At 61.6% G+C, this 16,467-nt stretch carries 18 protein-coding genes; 3 read left to right on the forward strand and 15 right to left on the reverse strand.

The window, feature by feature from the left end:
- Nucleotides 1-6: 6 nt before the first annotated feature.
- The 3 genes from NWI01_RS15520 (at nucleotide 7) to NWI01_RS15530 (ending at nucleotide 1,934) form a co-directional block, all read left to right on the forward strand.
- A complete protein-coding gene (locus NWI01_RS15520) occupies nucleotides 7-612 on the forward strand; it encodes a universal stress protein (protein ID WP_307723464.1) in 606 nt (201 codons plus the stop codon).
- A gap of 67 nt (nucleotides 613-679) precedes the next feature.
- Entirely contained in the window at nucleotides 680-946 is a 267-nt protein-coding gene (locus tag NWI01_RS15525) for a 3-hydroxyacyl-CoA dehydrogenase NAD-binding domain-containing protein (protein WP_141384882.1), read from the forward strand.
- A 106-nt stretch (nucleotides 947-1,052) separates the two neighbouring features.
- On the forward strand, nucleotides 1,053-1,934 hold the full coding sequence (locus tag NWI01_RS15530; protein WP_141384883.1) for a LysR family transcriptional regulator: 882 nt from the start codon (nucleotides 1,053-1,055) through the stop codon (nucleotides 1,932-1,934).
- On the opposite strand, the gene NWI01_RS15535 is transcribed toward NWI01_RS15530, so the two are convergent.
- From NWI01_RS15535 to NWI01_RS15605, 15 genes are all read right to left on the reverse strand, one after another.
- Nucleotides 1,896-2,159: a DUF2274 domain-containing protein gene (locus tag NWI01_RS15535; RefSeq protein ID WP_141384884.1), complete on the reverse strand. Its 264-nt coding sequence runs from the start codon at nucleotides 2,157-2,159 to the stop codon at nucleotides 1,896-1,898. The genes NWI01_RS15530 and NWI01_RS15535 overlap by 39 nt on opposite strands.
- Entirely contained in the window at nucleotides 2,156-3,427 is a 1,272-nt protein-coding gene (locus NWI01_RS15540; RefSeq protein ID WP_141384885.1) for a TrbI/VirB10 family protein, read from the reverse strand. Before NWI01_RS15540 ends, NWI01_RS15535 begins: the two co-directional genes overlap by 4 nt.
- Entirely contained in the window at nucleotides 3,424-4,407 is a 984-nt protein-coding gene (gene trbG / locus NWI01_RS15545; protein ID WP_244613808.1) for a P-type conjugative transfer protein TrbG, read from the reverse strand. The genes NWI01_RS15540 and trbG overlap by 4 nt, the downstream gene beginning before the upstream one ends.
- Nucleotides 4,408-4,431: 24 nt before the next feature.
- Nucleotides 4,432-5,127: a conjugal transfer protein TrbF gene (gene trbF, locus NWI01_RS15550; protein ID WP_141384887.1), complete on the reverse strand. Its 696-nt coding sequence runs from the start codon at nucleotides 5,125-5,127 to the stop codon at nucleotides 4,432-4,434.
- A 3-nt stretch (nucleotides 5,128-5,130) separates the two neighbouring features.
- A complete protein-coding gene (trbL, locus tag NWI01_RS15555) occupies nucleotides 5,131-6,468 on the reverse strand; it encodes a P-type conjugative transfer protein TrbL (protein WP_141384888.1) in 1,338 nt (445 codons plus the stop codon).
- A gap of 5 nt (nucleotides 6,469-6,473) precedes the next feature.
- Nucleotides 6,474-6,809 carry a hypothetical protein gene (locus NWI01_RS19060; RefSeq protein ID WP_181410520.1) on the reverse strand — a complete coding sequence of 112 codons (336 nt, stop codon included), beginning with the start codon at nucleotides 6,807-6,809 and terminating at the stop codon, nucleotides 6,474-6,476.
- An 11-nt stretch (nucleotides 6,810-6,820) separates the two neighbouring features.
- Complete coding sequence (trbJ, locus tag NWI01_RS15565; RefSeq protein WP_141384889.1) at nucleotides 6,821-7,549, reverse strand: P-type conjugative transfer protein TrbJ; 729 nt, start codon at nucleotides 7,547-7,549, stop codon at nucleotides 6,821-6,823.
- Nucleotides 7,546-9,972, reverse strand: coding sequence for a conjugal transfer protein TrbE (trbE, locus tag NWI01_RS15570; RefSeq protein ID WP_141384890.1), 2,427 nt, complete (start codon nucleotides 9,970-9,972; stop codon nucleotides 7,546-7,548). The genes trbJ and trbE overlap by 4 nt, the downstream gene beginning before the upstream one ends.
- A gap of 4 nt (nucleotides 9,973-9,976) precedes the next feature.
- A complete protein-coding gene (locus NWI01_RS15575) occupies nucleotides 9,977-10,240 on the reverse strand; it encodes a VirB3 family type IV secretion system protein (protein ID WP_141384891.1) in 264 nt (87 codons plus the stop codon).
- The gene (locus NWI01_RS15580; protein ID WP_141384892.1) at nucleotides 10,240-10,575 is read right to left on the reverse strand and encodes a TrbC/VirB2 family protein; all 336 of its coding nucleotides are present in this window, start codon (nucleotides 10,573-10,575) and stop codon (nucleotides 10,240-10,242) included. Before NWI01_RS15580 ends, NWI01_RS15575 begins: the two co-directional genes overlap by 1 nt.
- A 169-nt stretch (nucleotides 10,576-10,744) precedes the next feature.
- Nucleotides 10,745-11,716: a P-type conjugative transfer ATPase TrbB gene (gene trbB / locus NWI01_RS15585; RefSeq protein WP_141384893.1), complete on the reverse strand. Its 972-nt coding sequence runs from the start codon at nucleotides 11,714-11,716 to the stop codon at nucleotides 10,745-10,747.
- On the reverse strand, nucleotides 11,713-12,198 hold the full coding sequence (locus tag NWI01_RS15590; RefSeq protein ID WP_141384894.1) for a CopG family transcriptional regulator: 486 nt from the start codon (nucleotides 12,196-12,198) through the stop codon (nucleotides 11,713-11,715). Before NWI01_RS15590 ends, trbB begins: the two co-directional genes overlap by 4 nt.
- Nucleotides 12,195-14,195 carry a conjugal transfer protein TraG gene (locus NWI01_RS15595; RefSeq protein WP_141384900.1) on the reverse strand — a complete coding sequence of 667 codons (2,001 nt, stop codon included), beginning with the start codon at nucleotides 14,193-14,195 and terminating at the stop codon, nucleotides 12,195-12,197. Before NWI01_RS15595 ends, NWI01_RS15590 begins: the two co-directional genes overlap by 4 nt.
- Nucleotides 14,196-14,552: 357 nt before the next feature.
- A complete protein-coding gene (locus tag NWI01_RS15600; RefSeq protein ID WP_141384895.1) occupies nucleotides 14,553-15,182 on the reverse strand; it encodes an MAE_28990/MAE_18760 family HEPN-like nuclease in 630 nt (209 codons plus the stop codon).
- Nucleotides 15,175-16,275 (reverse strand): DUF262 domain-containing protein, encoded by a 1,101-nt coding sequence (locus tag NWI01_RS15605; protein ID WP_141384896.1) that lies wholly within the window; start codon nucleotides 16,273-16,275, stop codon nucleotides 15,175-15,177. The genes NWI01_RS15600 and NWI01_RS15605 overlap by 8 nt, the downstream gene beginning before the upstream one ends.
- Nucleotides 16,276-16,467: the final 192 nt, after the last annotated feature.

Here is a 16,467-nt window from a genome sequence, read left to right on the forward strand (position 1 = left end):
AGGGCCATGCTCGTTGAAGCGAAGGCGTCCCTTGTGGCTACTGGGGTCACAAACGTTTCCACGAAATTACGTCATGGCGATCTCGTCGAGACCGTGAACGAAATGGAGATGGATTCGGATTTAATCGTCGTCGGCAAGAGAGGCGAAGGCGCGGACTTCGCGAAGTTGCATCTGGGCTCAAATCTTGAGCGGATCGTCCGCGCAAGTCGAAAACCAATCATGGTCTCGTCGCGTGCGTTTAAGCACGTCCAGAATTTTATGATTGCATTTGATGGGGAAACCAGCAGTCAGAAGGCGGTCAATCATATCCGGATGAGCCGGCTGTTTCTCGGCCTTGAATGCCATCTTCTCATGGCGGGGGCCGCTGCCGAAGAGAACAGGAAGCGGCTTCAGGAGGCCACCGGCGCTTTGCAGCGGGCGGGATACGAAGTCCACACGAACCTGATTGAAGGCCCGGCCGACAGCACCATCGCATCTTACGTGGAAGCGCACCGGATCGACCTACTTGTCATGGGAGCATATGGTCACTCCCGCCTGCGCAACCTGATTATCGGGAGTACGACCACGGAGATGATCCGGACATGCAAGATTCCCGTCATGTTGTTTCGTTGAAGAACAAGCGAGTGAGAAGTTAGCTATATATTTGCTGGTTTTGCTCCTCCACAGGAGTTGAATTGCGATGGCTGAATTCATCGAAACCGTCGGGATCATTGGCATCGGCCGAATGGGCACCGGGATAGCCTACGAGGCACTTCTGGGTGGCTTCCGCGTTTTGTTGAGGGACGTATCCGACGAACAAGTCCGGACAGGACTCGCGGATATTGTTGGGCACGCTGAAGCGGATTATCGGGCGGGCAAGCTGTCACGTCTGGAATCCGGCATCATTGTTTCACGAGTCGACGCCGTCATTGGCGACCAACATCATCGATTTCCGTTACGCGTTTAGCCTCTGCAACATCCCATGCCGCGGACCGCCTGCATCAGGCAGGGTCTCGATCGCGCTGCCTGAACGCAGAGACACGCTTCACGTCACGAGGGTGGAGACAGGGTGAATGGAGTTTCGTCATCTCCGGCATTTTGTGGCGGTAGCGGAGGAACTGCACTTCAAGCGCGCGGCCGATCGCATCGGCATCGAGCAGTCGCCGTTGTCGCGCTCAATCCGGAATCTCGAACAGCAGCTGGGCGTGATGTTGTTTGAGCGCACACGGCGGTCGACCAGGCTGACGGTGGCTGGCGAACGACTCTTTGTCCACGCCCGCGCGCTCCTGGCGGCTGCCGACGAAGCGCGCCTCGATGTGCGCACGAAAGGCGGCGACAGGACCGGCCATCTTCATATTGGTATTTGCGACGGTGTGCCGCTGCCGCGTCTTGCGCGCTTGCTCGCATCGTTCAGACAGGCGACACCGCATATCAGCGTGCATGTGCATGAAATGTCCATGGCGCAGAAGATCTATGAACTGCGAAGCGGATTCCTCGACGCTGCGCTTGCACCGGAGAGCGGATATGGCAAGGGCATCGTTTCGCAGGCCATCTGGCGAGATCCGCTGATCGCAGTTATGCCAAGTAGACATCCATTGGTGCAAAGGAAACACGTCGCTTTGGTCGACGTGGTTCGGAAACCGCTCGTGCTATGCCAACGGGATACGGGCCTTGGCCAGCAGTGCCAGATCGAGCAGATCATCCGCACGGTGACAGCGACACCGAACATCGTCGATACGGCGACAACGCTGAGCATGTTGGTCACGCTGGTGGTCGCCGGATACGGCATCGGGATCGCGACCGCTGCCCAACTCGAAGCCGTCAGTGCAAGCGAGCTGGTGCTAAGCCCGTTGTCCGATGTGACCGCATTGGTGAAGACTTGGCTGATGATGCGCGCGAAAACGCCCGTTGAGCCGCTAGCCCGCTTTATCGAGCAGGCGCGCCGTCTCGCCTGATGGGCTCGCCCGTCTGGTGCGCGCCGCACGGAATCCCTTGTCGCGGGCGATGAAGGTTTCGAGCATGAGCGGCGCCAGCGTTGTTGCATCGACTGGCGTGCCATTCAGTTCGGAATGCAGCGCGGCATAGAGGTCGAGGTTTTCGCGGAGTTCGGTGCTGACCGTGAGCGTCAGCTTGACGAATTCCGATTTCGGGACAGGCCCAAGGCTGAGCTTCTTGGTCAATCGTCTCTCCTGATATTGGCAATGAGCGGCGCGACCTGATAGGGCCGCAAGATGAGATCCTTGTTGACGATGACGCGAACCGGGAAGCCTGGCCGCACCGTCAAGGTCGGCTGGATGTTGAGGTTGCGGCGCGTGATCTGCTGCCCAACACCATTGATGGTGTCCTGAAAGCCGCCGCGCGTCGCGATGATGACGCGATCGCCATTGCCACCGCGATTCTCCGGTGCAGCCAGTTGCGCGCCAACGCCCAGCACCGAGGAGAACACCGCGCCGCCGATCAGGCGGAACCAGTGCTTGTCGACCTCGTCCTCCAGTCCGGCATAGCCGGCGGTGTCGACGCCGGAGAGCCGGTCGAGCACGATAGAGGATCCGTCCGGCATGACGATGCGATTCCAGACGAGAAGCACGCGACTCTGGCCGAACGCCACGCCGGAATCGTACTGGCCGATCAGCCGGGCGCCCTGCGGGATGAGCAGGTGGTGGCCACCCACCGTGTCGTACACGTTTTCGGTGACGCTACCGATGATTTGCCCCGGCAAGTCGGAATTGATTCCCGTCACCAGCGCGGCGGGAATGATCGTCCCCGCCATGACCTGATAAGGGGAACGCGACGTTTGAAGCGTGCCGGAGCCGTAGATTTTCTGGTCGGTCTCGCGATTGAGGAACGCTTGTTTTCGGTCCTGCATATTCTGCGTGGTCACGGCGTCGACCGGCGCATTGGTCGGCTCTGTGCCGGGTGCGGGAATCGCCGTCAGGTTAGAGCCATTCGGTTCTAGCGGCGCCACAGCGGCGGTGGTCGCCTCCTGTCTCGGCTTGATGGACTGGAAAAAGACGGCGGCCTTGGCGGCGGCTTCGGCCTCCTGCTGCGCGCGCAACATCGCCGCGCGCCTCGCATCTTCTTCCGGGTCGGGACGGAAGTTCGGACGTTCCGGCATCTGCGGGATGCCGGTCTCGCGCTCGGTGCGAACGATCGGCCCGCCCAACTCGCCGGGCAGCGGCGCTCCGAGCCGCGGCGGTTGGACCTGGGTGTAATCGTGCGGCAAGGTTTGAAGACCCTCGGCCGGATTGACGCGATCGGTGCTGTAGAGTTCGTCGCCGGTCGGCTTGCCGCGGTCTCTGCCTTGCAGCGCCCAGACCATTGCGCCGAGCACCGCGGCAGCGGACACGCCGGCGAGCGTGATCAGAGTCCAGCGGTTGAGCCGCGTCACAGGCTTCGGCCGCGCGCGAATCGTGAGGTTTGGTGGCGGGGATTTGGGCGGTGTTGTCATAGTCCGAATAGCCCCCGCCGTATGCCGTCGGTGCGCGAGATGCGCACGACCTGCTGCTTCTCGCCACCAAGGCGCAACTCTGCGGCGCCGAACAACCGATCGACGACGTAATAAGGTGGCTTCGCCCGGTAGTTCACGAGTTGGCTTTCGCCGGTCGGTCCGACGACGAACAGCGGCGGAAGCTCGCCCTGAGCGATGCCGGCGGGAAACTGGATATAGACCTTCTCGCCGTCGTCGAAGACGCGCACCGGCCGCCATGAGGGCGTATCGCCGGTAATCTCGTAGCGGAACTTGACGCGATCAAGCTCAACCGCATTGGCGACGGGCGTGGCGGTTTCCGCGCGCTCATTCTGGCGTTGCAACGCCATCAAGCGGTCGTGCGGGTAATGCCAGGAGACCGACGCCATCCACGTCTGCGGCGTAGATGTCAGTTCGAGCAGATAGGTTCGACGGTTGGTGTTGATGACCAGGTTGGTCTTGAGGTCCGGTCGGGTCGGCTTCACCAGAATGTGCGTCTGCTTGGCATTTCCTGTGCCGCTCGTCGTGTCGCCGATCACCCAGCGCACGGTGTCGCCGGCGGAGACGGAGATTAGATCCTCGCTCCCTTGAAGCGCGATGTCCGTCACCTTTTCGGGACTGGCATAGACCTGATAGAGCGCGCCTGCGGAATAGGGCCAGACCTGCGTGGCATTGATGTAGCCGGATCGAGTCGGCTGGATGCGGGCTGCGGCGTTTGCACTCGTCACACGCTTTTTCGGATCGGATGCCTCCGGCGTGCCGCCTCTACCGGGCAGCGGCTTCAACTGGCCCGGTAGGGGCAAAGGCTGCGGCAACGGCACCACTTCGACCGAACTGGCCGGCTCAACGACGCGCGTCGCCTCGAACGGTTCGTCGAGCGAGATTTCCGGCGGCGGCGTCTGGACTGCGCAACCGGCGAGCAGCGCGGCCGATGACAGCAGAAGAAGACGGATGGGCGACATGCAGGCCATAATGCGGTGACTCCCTCACGACCCGCCGGGGCCGAGTTCGCGGCTCCAGTTGATGCCGTTGACAAAAATGCCGAGTGGGTTTTTGCGCAGCCGATCTTCAGTGCGCGGTGGTTGCAGAACGATGGTGAGGATGGCGGTCCAGCGATCGGTGCCGGCGAGTTGGTTGTTCTCATAACGCCGCTCGATCCAACGGATTTGGAACGACGATTCCGAGGCCCGCACGACGCTCGTGACTTCGGCGGCGACCGATGATTTGCCGACCTTGGAGAATGGGTCGTTGGCGCGCGCATAGTCGTTGAGCGCGGCACCGCCGCGATCGGTGGTGAAGTCATAGGCTTCGAGCCAGTTCTGGCGTACGACGATCGGATCGGTCGGCAGCGCGCGGACATTCTGGATGAAGCGGGCGAGCGAATGCGCGATCTGCGCATCGGTCGGTCGATAAGCTTCGATGGCCGGTCCGATCGCTTTGATCTGGCCGAGTTGATCGACCTCCACGACATAGGGCGTCACGGTCGAGCGGCCGGCCAGCCAGAGCAACCCGCCGGCCATGCCGATGGCGAGCGCAAGACAGCCAAACGACATCAGTCGCCAGTTCCGGGCCTGAATCCGGGCGGAGCCGATCCGTTCGTCCCAAAGCTGGCCTGCGGCCTGATACGGCGTTGTCGGCTCAGGCGTTTCGGAATAGCGCACGCCCGCGCGTTTGAAGCGCATCGCTTAGTCCTCCTGTCGCAATGAGGGGTTGGCGCCCGATCCGCCATGATCGCCGGAGCGCAAGGTGTGCGCGGCCATCGTAGCGCCATGCGTTGCTTGCGAGCCGCGTAAGCCATGCCGAACACGATCCGCCCATGCCGGCGCGTTGCCGGAGGCGCCACCAGCGGCCGCGTGCATTCCTGCTGTCGACGCCCCGCCGGTGGCGGTCCATGCGCCGTGCGAACCTCGGGCCGCGCTCTGCCGCATCGCGCCGGTCATGCGGGACGCGAAGTTGCGGCCAGCCTGGACGAAGGCGCCGCCGCCGGCCCTTGCGACGCCGGCGATGCCGGCGCCGACGGCTGCTGCTCCTGAAGTGCCCGATGTTGAACTTCCCAGCGCGAATGCAGTGCGGGCGCCACCCGACATGGACGAAGCAGCTTTGACACCGCTGCTGACGGCTGCTCCTCCCAGACGTGTGGCGCCCGCGGCCGCGGCTCCTCCCGCCACGGTCAACCCGCCCGCCGCGAGCGCGGTGCCTGCTGCTGCACCAGCGCCAAGCTGCGGAGCACCGGAGACAAGTCCGGTGGCGATCGAGGGGCCGAAAATGCCGAGGCCGAGCATGGCGAGCGACGCGAGCATGATCGCAAGTGCATGATTGATCGACGGCTCGGACGGTGCTGACGCACGAAACTCAGCGAACAAGCCGTTGCCGATGCCGACGATGACGGCCAACACGAGAATCTTGATGCCGGATGAGATGACGTTGCCGAGCACCCGTTCGGCAAGGAAGGCGGTTTTGTTCCAAAGTGCGAACGGCACAAGCACGAAGCCGGCCAATGTCGTCAGCTTGAATTCCAGTAGGGTAACGAAGAGTTGCACCGCCAATACGAAGAAGCTGACGATGACGACCAGCCACGCGAGAAACAGAACGACGATCGTGTCGATATTGGAAAAGACGGAGGTGAAGCCGGATAGATCGCCGATCTGCTGGAGGATCGGGCGGCCGGCGTCCATGCCAACCGAGGCGAGTTTGCCGGGCCGCAGAAAGTCATCGGGCGACAAGCCCGATCCGGCTGCCTTCAGGCCGAGGCCGCTGAAGGAATTGAAGATGATCCCAGCGAGTGAATTAAAATTGTTGATGATGTAGGCGAAGGCGCCGACATAGAGCACCTTCTTGACCAGCTTGGCGAGAATCTCGTCATTGCCGGCGCCGAACGCCCAGAATAGGCCGGCCAGCGTGATGTCGATGGCGATCAGCGTGGCGGACAGAAAAGCAATCTCGCCGCTGAGCAGACCGAATCCGCTGTCGATATATTGCGAGAACGTGTCCGTGAAGCGGTCGATGACGGAGAGATTGTCCATCGGTGCTACTTCGCGTTCGGCTTGGTGGGTTGCGGCTTCGCGGTATCGCGTTGCGGGCTTGTTCCTTCTTTCAGCGAGGGGAACATCTCGACAGGATGCGGCGTATAGGGTGTCCGTCCGGAGCCCATGAAGCGTTTGCGGCGTGCCTCACTCGCCATCTTGCAAAGCGCGTCGCCGGTGCCGGCCCAATCCTGTGAGCAGCGCTTCTGCAGGTCGCGCAACCGTTCTGGATCCGCGGCAAGACTGTCGACCGTGTCGGTTGCGTGCGCGGACGAAATGAGAAGGAGCGCACCTGCGCCGATACTGGCAACGACGCAGAGCCGGGCGAACAGTCCGATCATGAGAGCCTCCTTCAATTGCGGAACAGACGAACGGTCGATGGCGTGTAGCTGTCGCCGCTTCCCATGAAGCGGCGGCGCACCTCGCGGGCGCGTTCTTCTTCGGCGATGCTGCGCGCCTGCTCCGTGGCGACGGCGCGGTCTTGCGCAAGCTTGAGGCGCGCGCTGTCGATCGCTTGCTTGGCGTGAAGCGCCAGAAGCTGATTGGTGGCCTGCGTTGCTTCGAGGATGCCGGCGGCCGATTGGCTGCGGTTGACCAGATCGCCGAGGTTATGTTCGTCGGTCGACAGGTTTTCCGAAACCTGCGCCTGCATCTTCAGCGTGGTTTCGAGCGCATCGCGGGACCGTTCCCAACGCGCCCGCGCGTCTTGGACCATCTGATCGCCGGAGACGGACGCCGCATATTGTTGAGGGTAGAGCTGTTTGAACTGCTGCTCCATCGACGCGACGTCGAAGCTGAGACCCTTGGCCTCGCCGATGAGGCGTTCCGTCTGAGCGATGGTTCTCTTGAGGTCGTTGAGGACGTTGAAGTCGAGGCTCGTCAGGTTCTTCGCCTGATTGATGAGCGTCTTGGCCTGGTTCTGGAGAGATGTGATCTGGTTGTTGATCTGCTCCAGCGTCCGCGCGGCCGTGAGCACGTTCTGGCTGTAGTTGCTGGGATCGAACACCACGAGCGCTGTGGCGGGTGTGGCGAGCGCGATGCCGAGCACACAGGCGCCAGCCAAGAGAAGTGGTGCCTTCATGACGATGTCTCCTGATTGTGCGGAAGCTGGCGGATGAGATCGGCGGCCCAATCGAGCCCGCGGGCATCGAGCCAGGCGGTCGGGAAGCCGTCCGAACCGTGAGAGCGGATAAGCTCGTCCATGAGGCGGTGATCGGTGGGACCGCTTGCGCCGGCGAAGGCGAGTGCGACAGGTCCAAGGTCAAGATCGAACAGGCGATTGCCAAGGCGGGATTGGTAGTAGTAATCGCGCCGCGGCTGAGCGCGCGCGATGATGTCGATCTGACGGTCATTGAGGCCGAACCCTTCATAGATGGTGCGAAGCTGTGGTTCGGTGGCCTGTGGCGACGGCAGGAAGATTCGGACCGGACAGCTTTCGACGATGGCGGGCGCGATGGCCGAGCGCTGGATGTCGGCGAGCGACTGAGTTGCGAAGACGACGGAGACGTTCTTTTTGCGTAACGTCTTCAGCCACTCACGGATGCGCGCGGCAAAGATCGGATCGTCGAGAAACACCCATGCTTCGTCGAGCACGAGCAACGTCGGTCGCCCATCGAAGCGTTCGTCGAGCCGGTGAAACAGATAGGTCAGCACCGGCGTCACCGCGTTTGCCGTGTGCATCAGTTCTTCCATCTCGAAGCCCTGCACGTCGCCGATGCCGAGCCGGTCGTCATCCGCATCAAGCAGGCGGCCGTGCGGACCCGATAGCGTGTAGGGCTGGATCGCCTGACGCAGCCGGTTGGATTGCAACAAGGTCGAGAGGCCGGTAAGCGTGCGTTCCTCGCGCGGTGCGGACGCGAGGCTCGTGACCGCGGACCAGACCGCGTCCTTCACCTCCGGCGTGATCTCGACACGCTCATGTCCGAGGAGTCCGGCGATCCAGTCGGCCCCCCATGCACGGGTTTCCTCATCGTCGATGCCGGCGAGCGGCTGGACGGCGATCGAGGCCGAGGAGCCAAGGTCATAGTGTTCGCCGCCAAGGCCGAGAATGGTGGCGCGAGCCGAGCCGCCCTTGTCGAAGATGAAGATGCGCGAGCCCGTATAGCGACGGAATTGCAGCGCGAGAATTGAAAGCAGCACGGATTTGCCGGCGCCGGTCGGCCCGACGATCAGCGTATGGCCGACATCGTCGATATGGGTAACGAGGCGGAACGGTGTGCCGCCGACCGTGCGGGTGACGATCAGCGGCGGCGCATCGAGATGGGTGTTTCGTTCCGGTCCAGCCCAGACCGCCGAGACCGGCATCATGTGCGCGAGGTTGAGGGTCGAGACTAACGGCTGCCGGACATTGGCGTAGGCATGGCCGGGGATCGAGGACAGCCATGCCTCGGTTGCGTTGAGTGTTTCGGAGATGGTGACGAAACCGCGGCCCTGGATGATCCGCTCGGCCGCCTTGAGCTTCTCGTCGGCCAGGTCCGAGCTTTCGTCCATGACCGTGACGGTGGCCGTGACGTAACCATAGGCGACCGCGTCGGCGCCCAGCTCCTGCAACGCCTCGTCGGCGTCGGCGGACTTGTTGGCGGCGTCCGAATCGACCAGCGAGATCTCCTGCTGATAGATGGTCTCGCGCAGCAGCGTGACGATGCCTTTGCGCTTGGCGAACCATTGCCGGCGCACCTTGGTCAGTTCGCGCTCTGCTTCCGCTTTGTCGAGGGAGAGAAAGCGGGTCGACCAGCGATAGGCGAAGCCGAGGCGATTGAGGTCGTCGAGCACGCCGGGCCAGGTCGCGGGCGGAAAGCCGCGAATGGTCAAAACGCGCAGATGCCGATCGCCAAGCATCGGCGCGAGGCCGCCGGTGAAATCGCAATCGGACAACAGCGCATCGAGATGGAACGGCACGTCGGGGACCGCGACCAAATGGCGCTGCGTGGAGATACAGGCGTGAAGGTAGGTCAGGGTTTCGTCGTCCGCGAGCCAGCGGATTTCCGGCATCACCCCATCGAGCAGGTCAAGAAAGCGGTCGGTTTCCGAGATGAAGGCGGCGAGGTGGTCCCGCCAGTTGACCGTACGATGCTCGGTGCTCTCATAGAGGAATTGGCCGGCGCGGACCTTGCCCTCGGATGGCGGCAGAAAGGCGAGCGTGATGTGATAGGTGCTCTCGAAATGCGAGCCGCCATCCTCGAAGGCCGCGCGCCGTTCTTCCTCCACGAGCCATGACGCGGCTTCGGGAAATTCCGAGATGGGATAACCATCGGCGACGCGCCGCTCGGCGTCGACGAACAGCACCCAGCCGGAGCCGAGACGTTTCAGCGCGTTATTGAGCCGTGCCGTGGTGGCGACCAGTTCGCTTTCCGTCGCGCTGTCCAGATCGGGACCGCGGAACGCCGCGCTGCGTTGAAATGCGCCATCCTTGTTGAGCACGACACCGGGCGCGACCAACCCTGCCCAGGGCAGATAATCGGCGAGGCTCGCGGGGCGCTTGCGATATTCGACAAGATTCATCATGTCGTCACGCCTCCAGAAACGCGCGATGCTTCAGGTGGCGGGAGAACACCTCCACGAACTGCGGATCGGCCTTCGCGCCCCAGACCGCGAGCGCATGGCCTGCGATCCAGAACACGATTCCGCCGATCCACAATTGCAGACCGATGCCGACCGCCGCCGCCAGCGTGCCGTTGACGATCGCAATCGACCGCGGTGCGCCCCCCATCAGAATCGGTTCCGTCAGCGAGCGGTGCAGCGGCACTTCAAATCCGTCGACATGCCCGGCCATCAGATCAGCGCTCCGCCGCCAAAGCTGAAGAAGGACAGGAAGAAGCTCGACGCCGCGAAGGCGATGGAGAGACCGAAGACGATTTGGATCAGCTTGCGGAAGCCGCCGCCCGCATCGCCAAAGGCGAGCGTCAGCCCGGTGACGATGATGATGATGACGGCCACGATCTTTGCGACCGGGCCTTCAATGCTTTCGAGAACTTTCTGAAGCGGCGCCTCCCACGGCATGGAGGAGCCTGCGGCGTAGGCAGGAGAAACCAGAAAGGTGCAGATCAGGAAAACCGCCGATGCGGAAATCCGCTTCTGGAGGTTCGCGCAAATCCGGAATGCCGACATTCCGGAAAGCCGGCTTCGGAAGTTTCCGCAGATACGGCGAAACGCATGTCCTGATTTGCGGGCTTGCGGATTTACGGAAATGCGCAAATCCGGTTCTGCGGATTTACGTTTCTGGTTTGTTCTTGAAACAAGGAAAGACGTGAATGCGGATTTGATGACCTGCATCTCTTTATTCTCCGGTGACGTGCTCGATCGCGTAGGCGTCGCCGTCGAGGCCCGTGACGCGGATGATGTCCTCGACACGGCGTTTGCTGCCGCGCCCGGCGATGAAGACGATGACGTCGACGGCTTCGGCAATCAGCGCCCGCGGCACCGTAACGACGGCTTCCTGAATGAGCTGCTCCAGGCGGATCAGCGCGCCGTGCGCCGATCCTGCGTGCAGCGTGGCGAGGCCGCCGGGATGGCCTGTGCCCCATGCCTTCAGCAAATCGAGCGCCTCGGCGCCCCGCACCTCGCCGACGACGATGCGATCCGGCCGCAGCCGCAGGGTTGAACGCACCAGGTCGGCGGTCGAGACGGTGTTTGCCTTGGTGCGTAGCGCTACATGGTCGTCGGCAACGCATTGTAGTTCGATGGTGTCCTCGAGCACGAGCACGCGATCGCCGGTCTCTGCGATCTCTTGGAGCAGCGCATTGGCGAGCGTGGTCTTGCCGGTCGAGGTGCCGCCGGCCACGATGACGTTGCGCCGTTGCAGCACCGATGCTTTGAGAAACGCCGCCTGAGCGGCGCTCATGATGCCGTCTGCGACATAGCGGGCGAGTGGAATCACGCCGGCTGCGCGTTTGCGAATGGCAAAGGTCGGCGCGAATGTGATCGGCGGCAGCACGCCCTCGAAACGCTCGCCGGTTTCCGGCAACTCCGCGGACAGGATCGGATGGTCGCGATCGACCTCCAGTCCCACATGGTTCGCCACGACCTTGATGATGCGAGTGGCGTCGTCATGCGAGAGGGTGGCGCCGGTCGGCTCGCGACCAGAGCCGAGCCGGTCCACCCACAAGCGGCCATCCGGATTGAGCATGACCTCCACGATATCAGGATCGTCCAACGCCGCGACGATTGCCGGCCCCATCGCGCTGCGCAGCATGCGAAGCTGGCGGTCGCTGACGATGCGGGCGGGCGAGCGCGGCAAGGGGGCGGTCATAATGGCGCCGCCTCTGCGTCGGTTTCGTCCGGAGCGGTCGTTTCCTCGTCATCCACGCCGACGAAATCGCTTTCGTTCGGAGCGATCTCTTCATGGACCTGGCGCACAAGGCTGCCGCCGCGCTGGAGGTGGCGGCCGAGTTGGTCGATGAACTGATTGAAGCGCGCACGCCCCTGCGCGCGTGCGGCGGTCTGGTGCGCTTCCGGAATGGGCGCCGACACCGACAGCGTGTAACGAACGAACAGCGCGACGGTCTCGATCAGGATGGTCTGGTCGCGCTCCAGGCGATCGAACTGGTGGGATAGGCGATCGAGGCGCGAGATGATGGCGGCCTCCCGCCGGTCGGCGCCGTCCGGAGACAGGAAGGACGACAGCGCCGCCGCGACGATCGCGGATTGGGTCTCGCCCTTCAGCGCCGCAAGCCGGCGAAGCCGCTTCCTGTGCTCGGGTTCGATGAAGATGTTGAGGCGGGCCTTGCTCATAGCGCGAGCCCGTCATCGGGATCGAGAGCGGCCAGCCGCGCTGCGCGCCGGAATTGTCGTGCCGGCTGCGGAAGCTTGCCGTCGCGCGTTCCGGTTTCGGCGGTCTCGTCGTCGAGCACAGAGAGATCGTCACGGGAGCGATCGTGCAACCGGACGACTTCGGCATCATCGAGTTGCGGTGCGAGCTGGTGGCCGCCTTCATCCTGCTCGGACGCCGCTGAACGCGCGGTGGCTGCAGGCTTCTTCGGCCGGGCAAGCCCGGTCCAGTCATCCGCGCGCGCGGCCGGCCGGTCGGCATAGTCTTTGTCGTCGAGGATCGGCGCCAGCAAGACGCGCGACGTGAAATTGTCGTCGGCGTAATAGCGGATCTTCGTCGCCTTCGCTGGCGGATGACCGGAGACCATGACGATCTCCTGATGGTCGGGAAGCTGCATCACCTCGCCGGGCGTGAGCAGCGGCCGCGCCGTCTCCTGACGCGAAACCATCAGGTGCCCGAGCCAGGGCGAGAGCCTGTGTCCGGCATAGTTGCGCTGCGCGCGCAACTCTGTCGCGGTGCCAAGCGCGTCGGAAATCCGCTTCGCGGTGCGTTCGTCATTGGTCGCGAAAGCGACGCGGACGTGGCAGTTATCCAATATGCTGTTGTTCGGCCCGTAGGCTTTTTCGATTTGATTAAGGCTTTGGGCGATCAAGAACGAGCGCAAGCCGTAACCGGCCATGAACGCCAACGCGCTCTCGAAGAAATCCAATCTCCCCAATGCTGGAAACTCATCCAGCATGAGCAGCAGTTTGTGCTTACGCGCGATGCCGTCTGAGCCGTCGAGACTTTCGGTGAGACGGCGGCCGATCTGGTTGAGGATCAGGCGGATCAGCGGCTTCGTCCGCGAAATGTCGGACGGCGGCACGACGAGATAGAGTGAAACCGGATGATCGGCGGCGATCAGGTCGGCGATACGCCAGTCGCAACGCGCGGTGACGTGCGCCACGGTGGGATCACGATAGAGGCCAAGAAACGACATCGCGGTTGAGAGCACGCCGCTGCGTTCGTTCTCGGACTTGTTCAGCACCTCCCGCGCGGCGCTTGCGACGACAGGATGCGGACCGGATTCGCCGAGATGCGCCGTGGTCATCATCGACCACAAGGCTTTCTCAAACGGATGTGCCGGGTCGGAGAGGAAGTTGGCGACGCCGCGCAAGGTCTTGTCGTCTTCAGCGTAGAGGACATGGAGTATCGCGCCAACCAGCAGCGAATGGCTGGTCTTTTCCCAATGATTGCGCCGCTCCAACGCGCCTTCCGGATCGACCAGGATGTCGGCAATATTCTGAACGTCGCGAACCTCGTGGACGCCGCGGCGGACCTCCAGCAGCGGATTGTAGGCCGCACTCTTCGGATCGGTCGGATTGAACAAGAGGCAATGGGAGAACTGCGCACGCCATCCGGCGGTTAGCGTCCAGTTCTCGCCCTTGATATCGTGGATGACCGCAGATTGCCGCCACGACAGGAGCGTGGGCACCACCAGGCCGACGCCTTTGCCTGATCGCGTCGGCGCGAACGCCATGATGTGCTCGGGGCCGTCATGGCGCAGATAGGTGCGCGCCATCAGCCCGAGGAAAACGCCGGACGGCTTCGTCAGTCCGGCGCCAGCGATGTCCTTCTTGTCAGCCCAGCGGGCGGAGCCGTAGGTCGTGACACGCTTCGACTGCCGCGCGCGCCAGACTGAACCGACGATCGCGGACAGCGCGGCGACAACGCCGCTCCCACCCGCGATCGTTCCCCCCGTCCGGAAGATGTCCGGCGCATAGGCGTCATAGACGTACCACCACTCGAACAGGCGCCAGGGGTAGTAAACGGGAAGCCTGTCGATCAGAAACCAGGGTTCGCCGAGGCGCTGCTGAAAGCCGAGTTCGAAGGCAACCCATTGCGTTGCGGCCCATGTGCCGGCAAGCGCGATGCCGAACACGACCAGCATTTGTCCGATGAGCACCTTGGTCGGCGTCATTCCTGCCCCGCAACAGCCCGTGACGACGGCCTGCATCGGAGGCCGGCTGGGCATGAGGTTTGTTGCGTGGAGGGTGCTTAGTCAAAGACCAAATTCGCCGCCAGCGGCAGCAAGTATGATCTGAATGCAAGCGGGTCTTATCTCTTATTTCTGCGTATCGACGGTGACAAGTCAGTCTTGCGGCGATACGTCACGCGAACATAGAAGGCTCGTCTCACGGGCGAAGGCTTGTCGCTTACGCTTCACGATTAAAATGACAGTTTCGCTTTGAAGATTTGCAATGCCACATTGACTAGGTTCGCAACCCACGAGGTCCGCAATGGGTGGAAAGCGGCAGTTAGCGGCGTCGAGTTCCGATTAAATTCTTGCCAGCATTGCGTACTGGAAACGGTCGGCGATCAGTATCAAAAGCGAAGACGCGAAGTTGATGTGAGCCTCGACATCCATTGTCGTCAAGTCTGGCGAATCCCCATGGGCGACCGCGTGTCGCCAACCGACCAGTTCTTTGTCAAGTCGGTTTCGGACCTTTTGCATCGTTGACAGATCAAAATTGAGAAGGACGTAGTTCTCCGACAATCTGGCAAAATCCAGATTGGAACGAGCCTCGACAATTCTCCCATCGACGGCATCGAAACCGCAGTCGATCCGGCTCTCCAAATTCTTGACGAAGGCTCGACGCGACTCGAGCGAGTGGTTACGGTCTCTCATGCTTTCGAAATCCGCATGAAACGCGCTAACTAGGAGCATCCAGTTTTGGTCTCGAACTTTTCCTCCTTTCTCAGCCAGAAATCTAAGGTACGCGCGAACGCATTCGTTGTAGAAGCCTTCCCAGTTGGCGTAGGCGAGTACGACGACCGCTTTCGATGCAATCCCGTAGACGTCATTCGCGGCCAATTGGCTGAATGACCTCTTGATCTCAGACAACTCCTTCGCGCGACGCACCCTAGCAGTGTCGATTTCGTTAAAGAAGTCATCTAGTTTAGGCATTGGGATTAAACCACTGCGCTCCGAACGGGATGGTCCGCTGCAATCTGACGGTTCCCCGGAGCCCGGATGCACTCATCTCGGCGACCTGGGGCTGCTGCCAAAAGTTCTCGATCTTGTCCTTTACAAATTGGTCCGGGTTCGCGTGAGCCATGATAGCGGCCTTGTTTCTCGCGACGCCCACGGCGATTGCCTCGAGTGCTCGTAATGAGAACCGGCTGGCAATGCCTTCGCCGGCGTTTTGAGGGGGCATCAAAGCTCTGTCGCCAAGAATCCTCTGAAGAGTTTCCAGTGTCCAAGTGAGCGTTTGTATCACTTCATCGCGGTCTCTTTCCGTCAGAATGTCAATTATTGCGGCATCAAGAAACTCCTGTACGTCCAGGCTACGGTCGTAGTCGGCAAACGTGTGTACGATCATTCGCACAATGTACTCGACGTCCCGCTGAGTCGCTCTCTGTTCGGCGGTGATTTGAAAGATGCCATTCACGTCGTTTCGCTGAGCGAATTGACGGATCGCTTGAGTAAACTCGGCATTGGCCAAGACCATGGAGCAGGTCCTCACCTCCTGCTCGTTTGCATACGCTCCGCCCCGATTGAGGCGCTGGAAAAGATCGAACTTAGTCTTGGGGTCGCTGGGGTGTTTGAGTATCTGAAAGTCCACTCGCGCCCGCCGAAAAAACAACTGGAGGGCCTTGTCGATCTGCACCTCGCCATCCGCCTTCTGCTCCCAAACCATCCCCTGAAGTGATGGTAGATACTTAGTCTTTTGGAGTTGGGATCGAAGAACTACTCCAGTGTCGACATCCTTCAAGACACCCATGAACTCGAGCAACGTGGATATCCGCTGAAGCCCGTCGATCAATTCCCAAGTGCCATTCTCGTTCTCGTACACGAACACTGGAGGGACCGGGATGCCTATTAATATTGATTCGACGAAGTTGGACTTCCTCTCGTTTGACCACCGGAACAATCTTTGAAAGTCCGGCAGAATATTAAGCTCCTTGGAAGTGTACATGTTGCTCACTTCCCCGATCGTCATCTGAACGGTGTCCGTATTCACCGCGCGTTTTGCTTCATCGATTTCTTCTTTGAGCATTCGATATCCCGTCATTTTTGTTCTTGATAACTTTTAAGGGTTTGTAGTCTATCCGGAATAGTCCGGTTTGGCCTGCAGGGACCAAATCAACAGTCATCTGATCGGTTTGCACTGAGCTAGCAGAAAAACGTAGGCGCCAAGAAGCCGAATGACGAACTGAGACACTACCGGCTTTCCGCATGACTCGCGAAC

The organism is Nitrobacter winogradskyi, from assembly GCF_006539545.1.
In the GTDB taxonomy this organism is placed as follows: Bacteria; Pseudomonadota; Alphaproteobacteria; order Rhizobiales; family Xanthobacteraceae; genus Nitrobacter; species Nitrobacter winogradskyi_A.

Coding starts and splice junctions, on each gene's coding strand:
- trbE (WP_141384890.1), bottom strand. CDS start 9,972: ATGATGAATCTTGTCGAATATCGCAAGCGCCCCGCGAGCCTCGCCGAT.
- NWI01_RS15525 (WP_141384882.1), top strand. CDS start 680: ATGGCTGAATTCATCGAAACCGTCGGGATCATTGGCATCGGCCGAATG.
- NWI01_RS15605 (WP_141384896.1), bottom strand. CDS start 16,275: ATGCTCAAAGAAGAAATCGATGAAGCAAAACGCGCGGTGAATACGGAC.
- NWI01_RS15580 (WP_141384892.1), bottom strand. CDS start 10,575: ATGTCGGCATTCCGGATTTGCGCGAACCTCCAGAAGCGGATTTCCGCA.
- trbB (WP_141384893.1), bottom strand. CDS start 11,716: ATGACCGCCCCCTTGCCGCGCTCGCCCGCCCGCATCGTCAGCGACCGC.
- NWI01_RS15530 (WP_141384883.1), top strand. CDS start 1,053: ATGGAGTTTCGTCATCTCCGGCATTTTGTGGCGGTAGCGGAGGAACTG.
- NWI01_RS15600 (WP_141384895.1), bottom strand. CDS start 15,182: ATGCCTAAACTAGATGACTTCTTTAACGAAATCGACACTGCTAGGGTG.
- NWI01_RS15575 (WP_141384891.1), bottom strand. CDS start 10,240: ATGGCCGGGCATGTCGACGGATTTGAAGTGCCGCTGCACCGCTCGCTG.
- NWI01_RS15595 (WP_141384900.1), bottom strand. CDS start 14,195: ATGACGCCGACCAAGGTGCTCATCGGACAAATGCTGGTCGTGTTCGGC.
- trbJ (WP_141384889.1), bottom strand. CDS start 7,549: ATGAAGGCACCACTTCTCTTGGCTGGCGCCTGTGTGCTCGGCATCGCG.
- NWI01_RS19060 (WP_181410520.1), bottom strand. CDS start 6,809: ATGATCGGACTGTTCGCCCGGCTCTGCGTCGTTGCCAGTATCGGCGCA.
- NWI01_RS15540 (WP_141384885.1), bottom strand. CDS start 3,427: ATGACAACACCGCCCAAATCCCCGCCACCAAACCTCACGATTCGCGCG.
- trbL (WP_141384888.1), bottom strand. CDS start 6,468: ATGGACAATCTCTCCGTCATCGACCGCTTCACGGACACGTTCTCGCAA.
- trbG (WP_244613808.1), bottom strand. CDS start 4,407: ATGTCGCCCATCCGTCTTCTTCTGCTGTCATCGGCCGCGCTGCTCGCC.
- NWI01_RS15590 (WP_141384894.1), bottom strand. CDS start 12,198: ATGAGCAAGGCCCGCCTCAACATCTTCATCGAACCCGAGCACAGGAAG.
- trbF (WP_141384887.1), bottom strand. CDS start 5,127: ATGCGCTTCAAACGCGCGGGCGTGCGCTATTCCGAAACGCCTGAGCCG.
- NWI01_RS15520 (WP_307723464.1), top strand. CDS start 7: ATGCTCGTTGAAGCGAAGGCGTCCCTTGTGGCTACTGGGGTCACAAAC.